The sequence below is a fragment of the Pseudoalteromonas sp. SR44-5 genome (genome assembly GCF_014163675.1).
GTDB lineage: Bacteria > Pseudomonadota > Gammaproteobacteria > Enterobacterales > Alteromonadaceae > Pseudoalteromonas > Pseudoalteromonas rhizosphaerae.
On sequence record NZ_JACJDT010000032.1, the window covers coordinates 1 to 19,453 of the forward strand.

Consider the following 19,453-nt stretch of genomic DNA (forward strand, 5'->3'; position numbering starts at 1 on the left):
AAATGCCCCTTTTTATTCTGTTGCAGCCTGAGTAGTGTGTATAAATGTGTGTATAAATTATATTTTTTATTTATATAAGTTTAATTTAAACAGGTGCTTATCTAGTTTTGATTATAATCGTGCCAATAAATAGTTGCTTGATTTTGCTCTTGATAAGCCATTTAAAAACCCTTTAAGTTAGCTTGAAGCGGTTGTAATACCGCCAAGTTACTAAATTCATGAATTATTTAGATTATGGCATACAGGCGAGGGAGTTTATAGGTTTGGATGATGAAATGATGGTAATCATACTATTCTCGGGTAGCTTGGCTTAAGTGTTGCGAAACCTAATTAATCATTAAAAGAAAAGCCTGCTTAAAAACTCATAACTATGAATACATTCAATTGTAGGTTGAGTTTTAGCCCGAAAAAATTTTACTGCGAGCTACAAGAGCATTATCGTAGGCGTTAAGCTTGCTGGCGTATTTTTTGGTCGAGAAAGCAAGGGCGAGTATCAGCGTTAAAGCTTTTATAAATCAGTGCTCTAAATTAAAAGCAATATTTAAATTGTTGTTGAGCTTTTTGGCCCTATAAGTAGGAGTGTGCTTTAGCCACGAATGTTTTTTACCTTTTTATCATGTTCTATACTTTAAAGCTTTCCTATTGCTCAGATGGAATTCATCATCAATTGCTTATTTTCAGATTGTTACGACTAGAAAGAGCTTAAAAGCATGTTTGCAGCTAATTTATATAATTGGGACTCGGCAATCAGAGGCTCGTTTAGCCAAGTTGAGGATTTCAACTTTGAAAATAACAAGAGAATTATTATTTTTATAATTAAGTTGCTGAAACTAAATATAAAGTCCACAACTTATCTTATATTCAATACTAATAGCGATTACGTACAAGTCCAGTAATATTTCATTGTCAGGCGTATATGAACAATTTAATGCCGTTAATAAATAGAATATCAGTTCGTTTATTAGACTAAAGTCTATAAGTTAATTTTCTTCACCTGTCGGGTTTAGTTTTATCGTTTGTCGAAATTGAGCCAACACTCTAAAGTTCAGTTGTCGGCAACCCAGACGATATGACACGACTCAAACCAAATAGGAATATAATCATTAAACGTTCACTAATCAAAACCATCGCACTTGGCTCATTATTTACTTGCTCAGCGGCTGTTATGGCTGATCAAAGTGATTACAAATTAATGATTATTGATAATGCGGCAGCGTCTCAGCCAGTTGAACAATCATTTAATAACTGCGCATTAAATGTGAAATCAAAAAATTATGCACAAGCAGATGAAATTTGTACCAAAGCAATTGCATTGCTAAAGCAAAGTAATGGTCCACGTATGAAAGTTCGCGCGCTAACATCATTTGCTTTAAGCAACCGTGGCGTGTCCCGCATGTTGGCAAAAAATGATACGGCTGGTCTTTCTGATTTATACGAAGCCGCACAAATCGCGGATAGCGAAATGGTGTCTCATAACCTGACGCGCGCTAAAGAATACCTTTCTTTATAATTGTTTTTATAAACGATTAAAGACAAAACCACGTTAGGCTAAGCCAACGTGGTTTTTTGTTTTTTAAAGTGTTTCTCTTCTGAGCCAACCGTAAAACTCACTTATATGTTATTACTTATACAATTAGAGAAATTATATTTCTTCTTGGTATTTTAAAACCTGCATTTTGTTCCTGTTACCTTGTATAATACTCGGCTTAACAGGTGTAAACCATTTTTACACTTATTACCAACCCCCCCAATATTAAAACAATATAAGTAGATTTTATGATTTTTTACCTTATTGGGATAACGATACTCATCATTATTTTGTGCGCTGCTTTGTATATAATTTACAGTAACATGCATAAAAATAGGATTAATAAATCTAAAGAATACAATGTGTTATTTGATAAAGACACGATTGTAGATGAGTTAATTACCCAGCTAACAGAAAAGAATAAAACCCAAGAAACCGAAAATGAAGTGCTTAAAAGCAAAGAAGATATTTTAACAACTTTCATCGAGTTGCATCGCTCTGGTAGTTTTTGCGGGCAACTAAGTGAGCAAGAAATTATTTACTTTGTTAAGAAAAAATTAGATATGGAGAGTAATAAAAATGGATAGTCAGCAAGCTGTAACCCCTCAAGGCAATAAAAGTTCTTTTATAAGTCGATTTGGTCGTCGTAATGTTATTTTAGTGAGTGCTATTTTTATAGTATTAGCTGTAATTGCTACGCTTATGTCGCAAGTTATTTCATGGAATGAAGCTGATGAACGTTTAGTTCATCAATCGGCATTTACGGGTAACTTAACTGTTATCGATCAGGCTGGACCTTATTTAAAAGCTTTTGGTTCTACATCTGCTTATAAAAAAGTTATTTCAATTAACTTTACTGGCGACAGTAGTGCTACAGCAAGCGCCATTGTGCCGCTAATTCCGATTCGATTTTTAGATACAACAACAGGCGGTGCAAGAGGGGTGTCGCGATTTAGGTTACCTGGTAATGTGCCTGCTGGTGAATCTGGTTCTTTACGTGGATTACTTAAGATCCATGAAGAGTTTGGTTCGCAAGAAACCTTGATCTCAAACTTATTAATGCGCGCTACCACTGAAAATGTAAAGGCATCTGCGCGGATGATGTCTGTAGAGCAGCATTATTCTGGTGGTAATGGTCAATTAAGCCAAGATTTTGCAGATCAACTTACTAATGGTATTTTTGTGACTGAACAAATTATTAGTAGCGGTGAACGTGATAAAACGGATGAGCTAAATAATTTGAGTAAACAGCAACGTGTCACGATCAATATCAAAAAGGATTCAGAAGGTAATGCATTACGTAATGCGCCTATTTTAGGTGCGTATGGTATTACAGTGGTTGACGCCAGTATTATTGATATTGACTATGAAAGTAAGGTTAATGCAAGACTTGAGGCACAAAAGCAAGCGGCTGCTGATGAAGCTTTAGCAAGACAGAATTTAAAAAAAGCTGAACAACAAGCCCGTACTGAAGTTGCTCTAGGTGAACAAGCGATTGCTAAACAGCGCGCAGAATCAGAAAAGTTAAAAATCAAAGAACAAATTGATGCTGAACGAGTAAAAGCGAATGCAATTATTTCTGCGCAGCAACGCGTAGCGGTGAAAGCTGAATTGGCTAAAGAGCAAGCAGAGATCTTAAAACAGCAGCGCTTAGAAGCGATGGGGATGGATGTACTTGCCGAAGCGCGTCAACGGGCTAAATCGGCAGCCCTTGATCCTAAGTATGTGTTTGATGAAACACTAAAAGCTGAAGTTAAAATTCAAACTGCTTTATTCACCAGTTTAGGTAATAGTCGTTTAGTGCCTGAAATTGTAATAGGTGCCGGGCAGGGCGAGCAAAGCAATGGCTCTGAGTTTATGCGCATACTTGCAGCGGATGCAGCATTGAGCTTACAAAAGCGTTTAGATAAAGATAAAAAAACAAAGTAGAACAGTCAATTGTATTTAATAGCCCTAGTCAACTAGGGCTTTTTTATGTGATTAGCCTTAGTGAACTATAGGCTAACGTATTGATTTAATATTTAAAACTTTGGACATAAAGCGTGATCAAAGCCTTTTTCAGTTAATAAAAAAGTCGCGCTTGGGGTAGCAAAAATATAGCCCTCGTAGTTAAGAAACGCAATTGTGCCTTTAACTGATTCGATTTGCTCTGCTGATGCACTTTCTATAATAGCTTTCGGATCTAAATTGACTGGTGTTGGAAACTGCTTATAAAGCTGCTTAAAAATTAAGGTGGCGATAGTTTTAAAGGTGTCGTTATTTTTCATTTTTTTTGCTCTTTGGTGTTTATGTGTGCTGCTAATGCATTATTGTAACTCTTTCTATTTAAAGAGTAACTGCCACACTTACCTGTTTATCCTAAAATAATACGCGGTTAAATAGCGATAGAGTTGCAGTTAACCCATCGCGATATCATGAGCTGGTGCTGTATTACTTGTTATTTACAAGGTTCAGGAATGCGTTTTGGGGTAACAATTCGTGGCATTAATAAGCCGATGATCACAACAATAATGCCAATTAATTGTAGTTCTGTAATTGGTTGGCCCATCAAAAATGCTGTTAACATGGCAAATACCGGAACGAAGTTAAAAAATAACGACGCATTCGCTGAGCCAAGTTGGCGTATGCCATTAAGCCACAGAAGATAGCCGGCAACAGTTCCAAATAAGCCAATATAAATAACATCGATAATACCTACCATTGAGCTATTACTGAGTTCGCTAAGCGGGTGTACATTGGCGGTCACTAAACACATTAAGCCAATGATTGTTGCACCACTTAGCATACTAACAAAAGTATAAGGCAATACAGGCATGTACTGATTGATACCTTGGCTAAAGTAAGTGTATGAACTCCAAGCTAACATACCTAAAAAGATCATTTTGTCGCCGGCATTGATTTGCATATTCAAAAGCACGGCTAAGTCGCCATTGGTGATAACTAATAATACACCTGATAGGCTAACGATTAAGCTAAAACATTGTGCTGCAGTAGGCATTGAGCGCTTTGCAACTGAGCTTATTAATGAGGTTGCAAGTGGGCTCAGCGCCATTATTAACGAGCCGTTTGCGGCACTGGTATGTTCCAGCCCGGTAAATAAACCTAGGTTTAAGCCACCTACGCCAACAGCACTAACAATAATCACCCAAGCCCATTGGTTGAACGTTAAACTTGGTTTTGTACTGTTAATTATTTTTAAGTAGATAGCCAAGCAGATTGCGGCAATACTAAAGCGCCAAAATACTAAAGTCAGTGCGTGTACTTGATTTAATGCATGTTTACCAATAGGAAAACAACTTCCCCAAAAAAATGCACATAATAACAGGAGTAAAATAGCTTTTGTGTTGGCTGAGAAGTTCATCAGCAATCCAGAGATGTTGAAAAGTTGCGGCAAGTGTATTACTTTCCATAATGTGGATAAACAAGCAAAAATAAGAGAGTAGATTCCAAAAATGAAATGTAGATATTCACTAGACGATTTACGCTATTTTTGTATTGTTGCCCATTTAAAAAGTTTTAAAGATGCTGCACTGGCTTTATCAGTGCCTTTATCAACATTGAGCCGTCGTATTCGACAACTTGAAGATGATTTACAGCTTAGATTGTTAAACCGTGATGCTCATCGCGTATCGCTGACCCATATGGGGGAGCTGTATTACCAACGTTCGAGTGCATTGTTTGCTGAGTTAGATGGCATTAATGATGATCTTCATATCGAGAAGAATCAACCGAAAGGTAAGATCATAATCAGTGCACCTATTAATGCCGGCTCGCAATTTTTAAGGGATATTTTTTATGATTTTTTACTGCAATATCCTGAGATCCAACTAGATATTAGGCTCTCGAATACTTTAATTGATATTGAAGCGCAAGCAATGGATGTGGTGTTTAGGGTGGGTAATACGGTGGTTGATAATTGGATTGCGAGGCCACTAAAAGATATTCACTTTATTTTGTGCAGTAATTCGCAGACGGTGGCCCAAAGTGTTAAGCATCCCACTGATTTATGTGCAAAAAGCGCTGTGATTTGCCAGCCGATGTCTATTTGGCAATTAGTAAATAAACAAAATGATGACGCTTATGATTTTCAACCCAGTAAGGGCATTCGTTTAGAGCTTGATGAAATTCAAATGCTCACACACGCGGTTAAAAAAGGCTTGGGGATTGGTTATATTCCTGACTATTATGCATTACCAATGATAGCTCAAGGTGAGCTTCAGCATGTTTTACCTGATTGGCAAAGTAAGGCACGTACTTTATTTATGTTATATCGGGATCGAGACCATTTACCATTGCGCGTCAGATTATTCATCGAATATGTGCTAGCTAGATTTGAGCAAGGTTAGTATGCTTTTTCTATTACTTTTTTGAATTGTTGGGCAAGTAAAATACAGCCTGTTTGGTTATTGATAGCGCCGGACTACAAATTTAAGTACCTGTATATTAAAAGGAGATATTAAATATGCAAACCGATTTAGTGGTTGAACAGTTTAAGCAGCAGGGGTTTGTACAAATTAAACAAGTACTTAAACCAAGTATAATCACAAAGCTGCAGCACTTTTGTGATGAGTTGGTTGCTCAAGCACAGTCACACTATGTAGCCGGTTTACCATTTGATAATATTGCTGTTATGCAAACTGCAGATGAGCCTTTTGTTTATCGCGTTAATGAGCTTTTTCAATTTCAGCCACAATTTGCTCAGCTGCTAGCGCAAACTGAACTAATGAGTTACGTTGAAGCGATTATCGGCGAAGCTGTTTTACCTAGCTATGAGTCACTTGTGATAAAAAATTCATTAGATGCACGCGGGTTTGATTGGCACCGCGATATGGCGGTGAGAACTCAAGAGCCTATTTTTACCGTGGGGGTATATTTAGATGATGCAATAGCGCAGCAAGGGGCGTTAACAGTGATCCCGCAGTCTCATTGTAGCCAAGCAAGTGTGTGTGATTTAAAGCGCCAGCTATCCAATGCACAATTACAGGGGGTGGATATTACGGCCAATGCAGGTGATGTGGTAATTCACCATGTAAACACGGTTCATGCATCAGGAAGACAGAAAGGTTCAGCTATACGTAGAACGATCTACTTTGAGTTCAGAGCAGTATCACATTTTATTGATAATCCGTGCTTTCCTAGTGAGTGGATCGAAAAGCGGCAAGCGTTAATGGCTAACCTCAACGCGCTTAATTCAGCTGACATGGCTAATAATGTGCAGCTACCCAATGATTTGTATGTAACTCAAGTACAAATAGAGCCAGCAGAATATTGTATTGAGTTTGCCAGTTAACTGTATCACCTATCACCACAGGTATTTACGTGTGCGTAAAACCTACATATATAAATTTCATCTGAACTAATACAGCCAATACAAGTTAAGCGACTACGATACAATTACGACCTTGTGCTTTTGCTTCATAGAGTGCTTTATCTGCGCGATTAAAAATAACTGAACTCGAGTCATCTGCCTGGTAACATGTTACCCCAAAGCTTGCGGTCACTTTAGGTAAGCTCACTTCATCTAATTCGCTAATATACATTCGTAATCGCTCTGCAAGTTGATGGGCTTGTTGCTTATCTTGTGTGGGGGAAATAATTGCAAACTCTTCGCCACCGATACGAAACAGCATATCCATGGTGCGTATTTGTGGCTGTAATTGTGTCGCAAGATGTTTTAATAACTTATCACCTATTTGATGGCCATATTGGTCGTTAACTTGTTTAAAGTGATCAATATCCAATATTATTAAAGCAAATAGATATTCGCTTCGTGCTGCCATATTGATCTGGTTTTCTATTTGTTCTTCCCACTTGTGTCGGTTAAATACACCGGTTAAGCGATCTTGGGTTGCTAATATTATTAATTGTTTTTCAATTTCCTCACGGCTAGTCATTTCCTGATTCAAACGTGATATAACAATTTTTATATCGTGTTCTAATGCTGCAAGCTCATCTTTAGTTTTGATCTTTTTTTGAAGTTCCAAGGGTAACTCATGGTGTTCAACAGAAGAGTTTAACGTTTCGATATTAGATTGGATGCGTTGAATACGACGTAAAATAATTTGAATAATAAAGGTCGTTAACAGCAAGCCTAGGATGATGGCGCATATACCGAGTAAGCTGCTGACAAATAGAAAGTCTTTTTCGTGCTGATCTGTGTAATACGCATCATCAGAGGTTAATTTATTTAATTGCGCTATTATTTGCTTTTCTGCACTTTCTAGCTCAGTTGCCATTGTTTCGACTTGCAACCGCGCTTGCTCAGTAAGTTGATTTTGTTGGTAAACATTTTCTAAATAGTTTTCGAACTCGTCACTTTTTTGCGTATAGTTTTCAATTGTGGTGGCCACTTTTTGATGTGCTTCAGGCTGTAATATGACTTCTTTTAATGCTAATGAGTGATTAATCATTGCTACCGCTTTATCGAGCAATTGTTTTATTTTTTGTTTTTCAAAAGCAAATTGTTGATGTGGGTTGAGCGGCTTATCATCAATTTTGTTTTTTAGTTGAAATTGCTCAAATTGCAGGTGTTGTTCAAGCTCTATGAATTCCACTTGTTGCATTAACTGACTTAACGGAATATCCAGAAAAGCCACTACGCGCATTTCACGTTCTATTTGATTTACTTTATAGGCCGAAAAAACAATAACACAAAACAAAAACGTTAATAAAAAAACAAATAATCCACCAATTTTTTGCTTTATTGACGCATTGTACCAGTTGAATACCGACATAAAGTTCTTCACTGCTTAATAGTCCCTCAAGTATAGTTTAAAAAGCGCGTAATCTAGCTTATTCAGTATGGCCACAGCAAGCATTAATTATTCTGATCTGCTGATAATAGATCTATCTCTGGCTGGAGAGTAAAACGAATATTGATTTTTAATCAACATGTTATTAAATATTTAAACCAAAGCTCAAGCTAACTATATATTTGGTAAAGGGTTGTGGAGCTCTACAAGTCATTTTGGCTGGCACTGTAACTGTGCGGTAATTAATCTTCACCAGACAGTTACATATAAAAATGACATTAAACAGTAAATTTAACGATCAATTGATTTAATTGCGTTGCTAAACGGGCGATATCCTCACTCGAACTCTTAGTTTGACTTGCTGCAACTGAGTTTTCTTGAGAAATAGTTTTCACATTGACAACATTTTGATTAATGCTTTCGGCGACAGAGCTTTGTTGCTCTGCGGCGCTGGCTATTTGTATATTCATGTCGTTTATGATTGAAATACTATTTGTAATTGACTCAAGTGCTGCACTGGCTTTTTCAGATTGAGTAACACATACTAAGGCATTTTCTTTACCTATACCCATTGTTGCCACTGTGCTATTTGTGCCAGTTTGTAGTTGTTTGATTATATTATGTATTTCACCCGTTGAATTTTGCGTTCTAGATGCTAGTGAACGAACTTCATCGGCAACAACTGCAAAGCCTCTACCTTGCTCACCAGCTCTGGCAGCTTCAATAGCAGCATTTAAAGCTAATAAGTTGGTTTGTTCGGCAATCGCTTTGATCACATCTAATATCGTACTAATGCTTTCTACAGATTGTTGTACACCGCTTAACTCTGCCGCAGAGTCATTAATATTACTTGAAAGTTTATTTATTGATGAGATAGTTTCTTTGACAACTTGGTAACCCAATACGGCTTCGTTACTTGCAGTATTTGCCGTATCAGCTGCTTGGGCTGCATTATTGGCTACATCACGCACAGTTATGGTCATCTCATTCATAGCGGTTGCAACCATATCCGTTTCAGACTCTTGATTACGGATCCCTTGTAAAGTTTGATCTGTTACCGCTGCAAGCTCTTGTGAAGCAGACTCAAGCTCTTTACTTGCATTTGTAATCGTAGAGATCATTGTTTTTAAATTATTTGCTGTATTGCTAATAGCATTAAGTAACAGGCCTGTTTCGTCGTTTGCAGTGTTTTGTATATTTATATTAAGTTGACCTTTTGCTAGCTGATTTGCAGCTGCTACTGCTTCATGAATTGGCTTGGTAATAATACGGGATAACATCATTGCAGCCGCAATACCGATAACGATAGCAAGCATCGATATTGATAATAAAAAATAGAAGCTATAACTAATCGCCTCTTTTAATTCAGTGCCAAGAGCGGTTTGCTTACTCAGCATTTCCAACTTAATGTCTTCAATTAGATTCGCGACTTTTGGGCCAATCATATCTAAGGTATTTTGTGAAATATCGTTCTGCTTAATTAACTGCTCATTAAGTTCTTTAAGGTGATTAATATATGAGTTATAGCTTTGCATCGCTTTTTTAAGAGATGCTCTTCTTTGCGGATTTTGTAGATTGCTATCGAGCGTGTCTAACTCGCCTTTTAGATCGTTGACTAAAAAGTTCATTGCAGCTTGGTAGTCTTTGTTGTTAACCGACCCAATAAACTTAAGTACAAAAATACGGCCAGTTAGCATTGAACTTAGTGCACTTGCGCCCTGATACGAAGAGGTCAGGCTGTTATCAGTAAACGCCGTGTCGGTAATTGAATCTAATTCACGGCGCACATCTTCACCGTATTGACTGAGGGCAGGTATACGTTTTTTTTGTATATCATCCATTAATACTACAACGCTCTCAAACGCCTGATTATATTCTTTTATCAACTGTAATATTTGGTCAATTACAGCATTCATTTTGGGGTCGCTGATATCGTTTTTACTATCTGTAGTAAATTGCATTGTGGCATTAAAGCGCTCTTTAAAGCTTTTTACTGACTCGGAATCCTTATTGCGCAGAAATTTAGAGGCTGACATTCGCATCATCAGCATATTGGCCTGAATTCTACCTGCTAGAGTAGTGACTTGCGTTATTTTTTGGTATTCACCTGTTTCTGAACTGGCTTTTTGTAATGCTGCCATGCTGATGCCAACGACGACTAACAACAAACAAAGTACAGTTGCAAAGCCAACACCTATTTTTTTCCCTAAGTTTAAATTTTTGAACATTGATAATCACACCTTCTAGTTGGGGTTAAGCATATTATATTCTTAACAGTGAAGACTGGGACGCTGTTAAGAACACAATATGAACCATTAATATAATTTGAACTGTGGATAATAAATCTATTTCCAGCAGCTATTTCCAGCGTTCGATTTATTTAATAATCAAATACTTATATCTTAAATTCGTTTTATTATCACTGGAAGTCTATGGATGGAAAGGTGAAATATAAGTTTATAAAATAAGAACAAACTGTTAGTTAAAATGTTAACCAGAGTTTAGGTTGATATAGAAAAACTAATTTCCTTTGTAGATTAGCAGAGGAGCTAAAGTAATCATATAGTATTATATTACATTTATATAGTTTTTAATAACCGTTATGCTTACTCTTAAAGGTGTAGTTGCAAGGTTGTAGTGTTAAAAATGTGAAATTATCAGAAAGTAATCTTCAAGATGTTATTTTTAACAGCTAGAATTCAGTGGTGCGTTCATCAAAAGGTTTAGATTAAGCAGGTAGAGATTCAAGCAGGATAGTTAACTGTTTACTTCACTCATACTGAGTGAAGTAATAATCATAATTACTGTACTAATACGTGTGTGAGGGCTATATCAATGGCAACCACGACCAGCAAAACAGCCATGACTAAGTTAATTATTTTAAAGTATTTTGAGTTTGTCATATGTTTACCAATAGCATGGCCAGCTAATGAGTAACTCGCAGGAGCGCCAAACGCTAGTAATGCGAGGATACATGACCAAACGATGACTGCCATGCCTGATATATCCGCTGCTGGAAATTGAATGGTGGTGATGGGTAATGTCGCAGCCAGTGCTTTGGGATTAAGTAGCTGCATCCATAAGCCGTTACTAAATGACAGCGATTTTGTAGTGGTTTTTTGATTGTTAAAATTGACCTGTGTTTTAGCAATTCTAACCGCGATATATAGTATATATAAACAACCTGCAAAGCTTAAAACTGGTAATATTTTCGCCGGGATCAACTCTATACCCACATAGCCTAGTAATATAAATAAGATTAGCATCGCGGTGGCTACACCTGAGAAAAAGCCTAAATGTGCCGTGGTTTTATTATTGATGCCACTTTGTAAACCGAGCAGATTGATGGGTCCAGGGGTGTACATTATACCTATTGCATAAGCGAATATTTCTAACATTTTGATCCCTTATTGTTTAGAGCGAAAGTTGTAATTGGTATTGTTTAGGAGTTAAACCATAAATACGCTTGAAATGGCGATTTAAATGGCTGTTATCGGCAAAGCCCGAATCTAATGCGACCTGAGATGCTCGTGCGCCTGATTCGATATATTTTCGGGCCATATTTATCCGACAGTTCACCACATATTGATAAGGCGTTAGGCCAAACTGCTTATTAAACAGCCTAATGAAATGATATTTCGACATAGTAGCGACACCAGCGATATCATCAATTGAGATGTCATGACCTAAGTTCGCCATAATGTAGTCTTTTGCTTTAAGTAATAAAGTGTCTTTTCTTGAACTGAGCCCCAGCGGCTCTATGGCGCAGCCTGTCTGTTTGATGATTGAATGAGCAATATTAAACAGCGTGTTTTCGGTATCAATGGTTGTGTAATTGTTACCACTGATAAGTTGTTTGAGCGCTAAAATCTGCTGTGCTAATTGTGGGTCTGCCAGCAAAGGTGTAGCGACTCTTGGCGTTGCATGTTTGGTGTAACCCAATGCTTTAAACATTGGTTCAAATTCATTTGGGTGTACATAGAGCATAACGTATTCAAGATGTTCTGTTAAACCTGAGTGACCATCGTGAACGTCTTCTGGGTTAAATACTATTACTCCGCCAGTTGGACTTTTGTGAAAGGCTCTTTGACTAAAAAAATCTTGCCGACCTTTTAAGGTAACACCCAGTGAGTACTCTTCATGGGCATGTTTTGAGTAGCTAAAGTCGGTCATCTTCGCATCAAGCAAAGTAAACTGGTTTAATGTTTTATCGTTGATGTACTGAAATTGATTCATTTGCTTCGCACTCTTCGCTAATCACCTATTGCTTGAGTATAAGCAGATTGAAATATAAAAACTTGAACAAAATTGCGCGATTTAGCTATTCAAGCAGCTATAGTATATCTATTAAAAATATGGGCATTCTTGCTGATCAAATAGCTCACTAATTGCGTTAAAGTAAATTCATGGAGGCAAAAGGTAGAGCAATGCAAGAGCAATTGCAGAGAACAACTATACGTCATAATTTTTGCCCTGTTATTGAGTTATTTTCGTGAAGCTATAAGGTCAATAATTTAATGCAATTAATATTAACAGAGCGAGGAAGCTGTTTTATTAGACTAAAGTCTATAAGTTAATTTTCTTCACCTATTAGGTTTATTTTTATCGTTTGTTGAAATTGAGCTAACACTCTAAAGTTCAATTGTCGGCACCAGATACGACACGATTTAGGCAAATAATCAAATAGGAATATAATCATGAAACGTACACTTATCAAAACTATTGCTCTTAGCTCACTATTAACATGTTCAGCTGTTGCTCTGGCTGATCAAAGTGATTACAAATTAATGGTTATTGAGACAGCAACAGCGCCACAGCCAGTTGAACAATCATTTAATAATTGCGCACTAAACGTTAAATCAAAAAATTACGCGCAAGCAGAAACTATTTGTACTAAAGCGATTGCGTTGCTAAAACAAAGCGAAGGCCCAAAAATGAAATTACGTGAATTAACATCGTTTGCATTAAGTAATCGCGGTGTATCACGTATGATGGCTAAAAATGATACCGCTGGTCTTTCAGATTTATATGAAGCTGCACAAATGGCTGATAGCGCGATGGTATCGCATAACCTTACTCGTGCTAAAGAATACCTATCGTTATAAATTAGGCCTTATTACTTGAATTAAAGCCCCATACTGTTAACTCAGCATGGGGTTTTTGCGTTATTAGGCTATGGCTTATCCTGCCACAGGGGTATTGTCAGTGGAGATGCCTTTAAGGCTTTTGATCAGCATATAAATACAGGTGGTGAATAAACAACCGCCTAAATACAACATAATGCCGTTAGCTGAAGCAAATAAGTTGGCAGCAAGCAAAGGCCCAAAGACCGAGCCAAAGCTGTAACTCAGTAACATAATTTCCGTTGCTGAGACTATTTTTTCGATTGGCAATGCGTCACAGGCTAAGGTGATGGCAATGGGGTAGAGTGCAAAACTTGCAGCCCCTAAAATAAAGTAACTGGCCATCAATACGTTGAAGTGTACAGCTTGCATAATACCAACTACACCCATCGCGCCAAATAAACAAAATAATGCCATTAATAAGCTTTTTGCCATTCGTGTTGATAAATAACTCACCAACGGCTGTACTAACATACCGCCTAAAATAATCACCGCCATCAAGGTGCCAGTAAAAGCGGCCTGCTCACTTTGGGCAGCGATATATACTGGCATTAAACCGTATATTGGGCCAAGTACTAATCCTGATACCAAACAGCCTAAAATTGCTGGGCGACTGAGCTTTTTTAACTCAGTTAATTGTAGCTTTTGCGAGTGCTGACTTTGCGGTTGCCCTGATTTAATCAGCAGCGGTGCTAACATCGCTAAAAATAATAGAGCAATAACAAACAAATAGGGGAGTGGGCCACTGGTGCCAAGCGGATCGATAGCTAGTTGGCCAACGGCGCTGCCACCGTACAGGGATGTCATATACAGGCCTAATCGTTTAGCTCGTGCTTTGGCAGTGTCAGTCATTAGTAACCAAGATTCAACCACCACAAATACCCCAGCTACGGCGATACCAGCTACAAAGCGGGCTAAAAGCCACACGTTGGCATTAGGTAAAATAAGCTGTGCTGCAACACTGAAAATTAATAACCCCAGAAATGCCAGAAAAGCATGACGGTGGCCTACTCTTGCAACAATACGCTCAATAAAAAAAGCACCAATTAATAAGCCAAGATAAAAGACACTAGCTAACCAAGAGGCAAGTTCATTATCAAGCCCAAAGGCGCTCAATGATAAAGGAATTAGACTCATTAAAAAGCCTGAGGCAATAGCAAAAAAAGACAAACCAATAACAGGTGCAAGTGGGTTATTTGGTTTATGACCGGCAGCGAGCTCAACCATTAAAGAATCCGATTTAAAGGGCATAAATAATTGCGTTGGAGTGTTTTAATAGCTGGCAATTATTTTTGGTTGGTTAATTTTGCGGCGAATTTAATCCGATTTTGAACACAAGTAAAGTTATATTTGAATATTTACTCAACATTTTATTTAGAACACTTAGTTAGGTAAATAAACCGGTTATTTACGTCATTTTGGTATCATTTTTTTAGCGAAATTGTTTAAAATTTGTAGTTGTTTTATCAATCTAAATAATAACTTGGTATGCTGTGTTTTTATTTTTCATCAAGAGGCAGTAGTAAAAATGAACCAGCTAACAATCGCTTTAGTCGGGCTTGGGGATATAGCACAAAAAGCATATTTACCTATTGCCACGCAACATGCACAGATCGATCCTATTTTTTGTACACGAAACCTGACAACATTAACGCAGTTAGCGAAGCAGTATCGGGTTCAAAAGTGCTTTACAGATTACCAAGCGGTACTGGCGTGTAAGCCCGATGGGGTGATGATCCACACTAATACTGAGTCTCATTTTACGTTTGCGAAGCAGGCACTTGAACAAAAAATCGCTACGTTTGTGGATAAGCCATTAGCGTATAGTTTTAGTGAGGTAAGTGAACTTATTGCGTTAGCAACTAAACATAACACGCCATTATTTTTAGGTTTTAATCGTCGCTTTTTACCAATTATGGCCGATATTGCAAAGCCACAAATACGCCATCTTAAATGGCAAAAAAACCGCTTAAATTTACCAGCACAGCCGCGCACTTTTATTTTTGATGACTTCATCCATGTGGTTGATAGTTTATGCCATTTTGCAAATGTAGAGCGTTTTGATCAACTTAACCAGTTACAGGTGTTTTCACAGCTAGATCCACAAGGCTTATTGGCAGCAATACATGTTAGTTTTGAGTTTCAGGGGCGGTTATTTCAAGGCGCTATGGATAGATTAAGTGGCTGTAATGAAGAAGTGGTTGAAATAACCGGTTTGAATGAAAAGTGGCGGTTTGAATCGCTAACCAATATGACCTCTATGGTCAATGGAATACAGCAGAGCGCGATGCAAAATGATTGGCAAGCAACACTATATAAACGGGGCTTTGAGTCAATGCTAGAGGCATGGCTAACGGCGGTTACAACGCAGCAGGTAGACCAATTACAGCTTAAAAAAGATAGTTTAACACATGAGTTGTGTGAGTGGCTGGTTGCACACGTATCAAACAATAATGAACTATTTCACTGTTAAACTATTTCAAGGAAGCTGTAATGAAAGTGATGAAGTACATGGGACTAACATTCTTGACAGTCCTTGTTATTGGGCTGCTCATACCTGAAAAAATAGTGATCCCAGTCAAAGGTGCAACAGCAAATGATTGGCATCATAATACCTTTTGGTATGGCCCTTGGGGTAAATCAGGTGTACACAAAGGGATAGATATTTTTGGCAAAAAACACACGGCAGTGGTTGCTTCGGTAAGTGGTGTGGTGCTGTATTCAGGTGAGCTAAAGCGCGGTGGTAAAGTGGTGGCATTACTTGGGCCTAAGTGGCGACTGCATTACTTTGCCCACTTAGAAAGTTATTCGGTAAGTGCAGGAGACTATGTTGCAGTCAGTGAGCTGATTGGTAGCTTAGGAGACACGGGGAATGCGGCAGGTAAACAACCTCACGTACATTACTCTATTTTATCGTTACTACCGTACCCATGGTTAATGACCGCGCAAAGCCAAGGCTGGAAGAAAATGTTCTTTTTAAATCCAGATGAAAAACTACGCTAAAATAATTGCCGTTATTTTCACACTTATCCAGCTGATTAACTTAAAATACCGGTAATTCACTCTTTTTATTTAGGAATTCAGCAGTAATGAATTCTATTGCAGTTAGCCTGTTTGGCAGGATGTTTTCTAATAAAGCCATGTTGGCGTTTGATCACCATATGTTGACTATTTGCCAAGGTAACTCAACGAGACAAATAAGTTGGAGTGATTTGGAGGCACCGCCGTCGTTTGCTTTCGGCTTGTTTGGTCAAACGATTTCTTTTGTTACGGCACAACAAAATCATACATTTTCGCTGCTGGCATATGGTGCTCACCGTAAATTTAAAGCTGAATTTGAACGCTATTGGGTGAACGCTAATGAAGCTAAGCTTGACACTTTTCTTAATAAAATAACAAAACTGGTCAAGCAGCGATATTTACGCCAGTCTTATGTTAGTCGTATTCAGCGGTTGGCACAGCAAGAGCATGATCGTTGGTTGCCGTGGATAAAAATCAGCCCCGCATTTGTTTTAGTGGATAAAAAAATAAACGTATTAGAGCAATATGCAAACTGGGATGCTGCACTTACCCAGTATCTACAACAAAAATACGTTACTAAGCAACTTAACCTACACCACGCTTTTTTTGACCGTGTTGAAGCAAATCCATTAACACTAAGTCAAAGACGTGCTTGTGTGATTGATGACGATAATAACTTGTTATTGGCTGGCGCAGGCACCGGTAAAACCAGTGTTATGATTGGCAGGGCTGGGTTTTTAGTGCAAAGTCAGCAGGCAAGTTACAGTGATATTTTATTGCTGGCCTATGGTCGCAAAGCTGCTGATGAAATGGATCAACGGATCGAAAATAAGCTCGCCACCGATAAAATAAAAGCCGCTACTTTTCATAGTGTCGGACTGGCGATTATCTCACAAGTTGAACGTGCTAAACCGACTATGAGTGTATTTGCAGAAGACGAAAAAGCGAAAGCAAAATGGGTGCAGCAGTGCTTTGAATCATTGATTGAAAACAGTGCCGAGTATCGTCATCTGGTTTTAGAATATTTTAGTAAATACTATTATGTTGAAAAAAATGAATTTGATTTTAAAACATTGGGTGATTATTACAGCTACTTAAATGATAACGATATCCGTAGCCTAAAAGGCGACAAGGTAAAAAGCTTTGGTGAGTTATATATAGCTAATTGGCTGTTTTATCACGGCATAGATTATCAATACGAAGCGCCTTATAAAGTTGACGTAAAAACCATTGAACGCAGACAGTACAAGCCTGATTTTTATTTACCTGAGTACGATATTTACATTGAATATTACGGCATCGATGACGCTGGCAATACTGCGCCTTACATTGATAAAGCGCAATACCATAGCGAAATTGATTGGAAAAATACCACTCATGCCAGTAATAACACTCACTGTATAGCTTTGACTTATGGGCAACATAAACAAGGTAAGCTGTTAAACGAACTTGAACAAGCGCTTTTAAGTGCGAGCGTGAAAACACAGATATTGCCCTTAGAATCACTGCTCGAAAGCTTAAAAGAAACTGGCAGGATCACCGTATTAGCTGCGTTATTTAGTCAATTGCTGAGTTTATATAAGGCGGCTTATTTAACTGATGCTGATGAAGTTGATGTCATTAAACGCTCCCTTGACGCCAAACAAACAACCCAAGCGTTGGCGCTATTAAAACCAATTTTATCTAACTACAACGCTCACTTGCAGCAGCGCGGTGAAATTGACTTTGATGATATGATTATCAAGGCAATCGAGTATGTTGAGTCGGGCAAGTTTAAATCGCCTTGGCGTTATATTATGGTTGATGAATTTCAAGATATATCACAGCCAAGAGCACGATTGGTTAAAGCACTTCGCGATAGCAACAAAGGTAGTTCAGTATTTGCAGTGGGTGACGATTGGCAAGCAATTTACCGATTTAGCGGCGCTGATATTAAGTTGACCACTGAGTTTGCAACGTATTTTGGCTTTACTACGCAAACGGCGCTGGGTCTTACGTTTCGTTTCAATAATAAAATTGGTGAAGTTGCCTCAGCATTTATTAGTAAAAATCCCGCGCAGCTTGATAAAACGATTACTTCTTTAACTCAGGTTTCACATCCTAGTGTGTCGTTATTAAGGCGCAGTAGTAATGCGTCTATTGGTTATAAAAATAGTTATTACAGTGACATTCCTGAACTATTAAATGGTGCGATTGATGACATACTCTGCACAATACACAGCAAGGCATGTAAACCCACAACCGTGTATTTTTTAGCGCGATTTTGGTTTCAGCTACCAACAAATACGGATATTAAAACCATGAGTGTTAAATACCCGTTGTTAAAAATTCAGTCGCAGTCTTTTCACGCCTCAAAAGGTAAAGAAGCCGATCATGTTATTATTATCGGATTACAAAAGGGTAAACATGGTTTTCCATCTGAAAAAGTTGCGCCCGCAATTATCGAAGCTTTATTACCAGCGCCAGAAAACTTCGCTTACGCACAAGAGCGACGGTTATTTTACGTTGCACTAACGCGCGCAAAACACCGCGCCTACATCATTGCTGATATGACCAATAGCAGTTGTTTTGTCTCGGAGTTAATTGCTGAACATGACATAGAACTGGATGAATTTACTAGTGATGTTGATCAATTACATATCGCAGATATAAACTGTATGCGCTGTGATAGCGGGGTATTAAAAAAACACAGTGGTCGTTTTGGGCCATTCTACGGCTGTTCGTTATTTCCGCGTTGTGGGCATAAAGAAAAATCGTGCGAGCAGTGCCAAAGCCCAATGACTCGCAGTCGCTATACAGGGTTTAAATTATGTATAAATACAGCCTGTAACCATCTAGTGCCAACGTGTGATAAATGCGGTGCTGAAATGGTATTACGCAATAGTGCAAAAGGGCAGTTTTGGGGATGCAAAAATTATAAAGGTAATGATCCACTTAGCTGTAAAAATGGCAAAGACAGTAAGTCAATTCAATGGCCCGAGCTTGCTTAACCTATAGATAGATAAGGGCTAAATAGCCCTTATCTATTG

General features: G+C 38.0%; 16 protein-coding genes. 9 read left to right on the forward strand and 7 right to left on the reverse strand.

The window, feature by feature from the left end; translation table 11 throughout:
* Positions 1-1,102: 1,102 nt before the first annotated feature.
* The 3 genes from H5154_RS15605 (at position 1,103) to H5154_RS15615 (ending at position 3,457) form a co-directional block, all read left to right on the forward strand.
* Positions 1,103-1,510, forward strand: a complete 408-nt coding sequence (locus tag H5154_RS15605; RefSeq protein ID WP_182718909.1) for a hypothetical protein — start codon at positions 1,103-1,105, stop codon at positions 1,508-1,510.
* 266 nt (positions 1,511-1,776) lie between these two features.
* On the forward strand, positions 1,777-2,115 hold the full coding sequence (locus H5154_RS15610; protein ID WP_145233034.1) for a methanolan biosynthesis protein EpsI: 339 nt from the start codon (positions 1,777-1,779) through the stop codon (positions 2,113-2,115).
* Positions 2,108-3,457 (forward strand): SPFH domain-containing protein, encoded by a 1,350-nt coding sequence (locus H5154_RS15615; protein WP_149980966.1) that lies wholly within the window; start codon positions 2,108-2,110, stop codon positions 3,455-3,457. Before H5154_RS15610 ends, H5154_RS15615 begins: the two co-directional genes overlap by 8 nt.
* A 92-nt stretch (positions 3,458-3,549) precedes the next feature.
* On the opposite strand, the gene H5154_RS15620 is transcribed toward H5154_RS15615, so the two are convergent.
* Positions 3,550-3,795: a hypothetical protein gene (locus H5154_RS15620; RefSeq protein WP_182718880.1), complete on the reverse strand. Its 246-nt coding sequence runs from the start codon at positions 3,793-3,795 to the stop codon at positions 3,550-3,552.
* 170 nt (positions 3,796-3,965) lie between these two features.
* Positions 3,966-4,889 (reverse strand): DMT family transporter, encoded by a 924-nt coding sequence (locus H5154_RS15625; protein WP_145233037.1) that lies wholly within the window; start codon positions 4,887-4,889, stop codon positions 3,966-3,968.
* Positions 4,890-4,980: 91 nt separating this feature from the next.
* On the opposite strand from H5154_RS15625, the gene H5154_RS15630 reads away from it, so the two are divergent.
* Both H5154_RS15630 and H5154_RS15635 read left to right on the forward strand, forming a co-directional pair.
* Positions 4,981-5,874, forward strand: coding sequence for a LysR family transcriptional regulator (locus tag H5154_RS15630; RefSeq protein WP_182718881.1), 894 nt, complete (start codon positions 4,981-4,983; stop codon positions 5,872-5,874).
* A 116-nt stretch (positions 5,875-5,990) separates the two neighbouring features.
* Positions 5,991-6,818, forward strand: a complete 828-nt coding sequence (locus tag H5154_RS15635) for a phytanoyl-CoA dioxygenase family protein (protein ID WP_182718882.1) — start codon at positions 5,991-5,993, stop codon at positions 6,816-6,818.
* An 85-nt stretch (positions 6,819-6,903) separates the two neighbouring features.
* Here H5154_RS15635 and H5154_RS15640 read toward each other — a convergent pair whose 3' ends face one another.
* The 4 genes from H5154_RS15640 to H5154_RS15655 all read right to left on the reverse strand — a co-directional run bounded on the left by H5154_RS15640 (position 6,904) and on the right by H5154_RS15655 (position 12,516).
* On the reverse strand, positions 6,904-8,262 hold the full coding sequence (locus H5154_RS15640) for a GGDEF domain-containing protein (protein ID WP_182718883.1): 1,359 nt from the start codon (positions 8,260-8,262) through the stop codon (positions 6,904-6,906).
* 296 nt (positions 8,263-8,558) lie between these two features.
* A complete protein-coding gene (locus H5154_RS15645) occupies positions 8,559-10,508 on the reverse strand; it encodes a methyl-accepting chemotaxis protein (protein ID WP_182718884.1) in 1,950 nt (649 codons plus the stop codon).
* A 573-nt stretch (positions 10,509-11,081) separates the two neighbouring features.
* Positions 11,082-11,678 carry a LysE family translocator gene (locus tag H5154_RS15650; protein WP_182718885.1) on the reverse strand — a complete coding sequence of 199 codons (597 nt, stop codon included), beginning with the start codon at positions 11,676-11,678 and terminating at the stop codon, positions 11,082-11,084.
* 16 nt (positions 11,679-11,694) lie between these two features.
* A complete protein-coding gene (locus H5154_RS15655) occupies positions 11,695-12,516 on the reverse strand; it encodes an AraC family transcriptional regulator (protein ID WP_182718886.1) in 822 nt (273 codons plus the stop codon).
* A 461-nt stretch (positions 12,517-12,977) separates the two neighbouring features.
* Between H5154_RS15655 and H5154_RS15660 the strand changes: the two genes are divergently transcribed.
* Entirely contained in the window at positions 12,978-13,385 is a 408-nt protein-coding gene (locus H5154_RS15660; protein ID WP_182718887.1) for a hypothetical protein, read from the forward strand.
* A gap of 75 nt (positions 13,386-13,460) precedes the next feature.
* On the opposite strand, the gene H5154_RS15665 is transcribed toward H5154_RS15660, so the two are convergent.
* Positions 13,461-14,630, reverse strand: a complete 1,170-nt coding sequence (locus H5154_RS15665; RefSeq protein ID WP_149980981.1) for an MFS transporter — start codon at positions 14,628-14,630, stop codon at positions 13,461-13,463.
* Between the two features lie 301 nt (positions 14,631-14,931).
* On the opposite strand from H5154_RS15665, the gene H5154_RS15670 reads away from it, so the two are divergent.
* The 3 genes from H5154_RS15670 to H5154_RS15680 all read left to right on the forward strand — a co-directional run bounded on the left by H5154_RS15670 (position 14,932) and on the right by H5154_RS15680 (position 19,414).
* On the forward strand, positions 14,932-15,876 hold the full coding sequence (locus H5154_RS15670; RefSeq protein WP_182718888.1) for a Gfo/Idh/MocA family protein: 945 nt from the start codon (positions 14,932-14,934) through the stop codon (positions 15,874-15,876).
* A 20-nt stretch (positions 15,877-15,896) separates the two neighbouring features.
* Positions 15,897-16,406 carry a M23 family metallopeptidase gene (locus tag H5154_RS15675; RefSeq protein WP_182718889.1) on the forward strand — a complete coding sequence of 170 codons (510 nt, stop codon included), beginning with the start codon at positions 15,897-15,899 and terminating at the stop codon, positions 16,404-16,406.
* 86 nt (positions 16,407-16,492) lie between these two features.
* The gene (locus tag H5154_RS15680) at positions 16,493-19,414 is read left to right on the forward strand and encodes a UvrD-helicase domain-containing protein (protein ID WP_182718890.1); all 2,922 of its coding nucleotides are present in this window, start codon (positions 16,493-16,495) and stop codon (positions 19,412-19,414) included.
* Positions 19,415-19,453 lie beyond the last annotated feature (39 nt).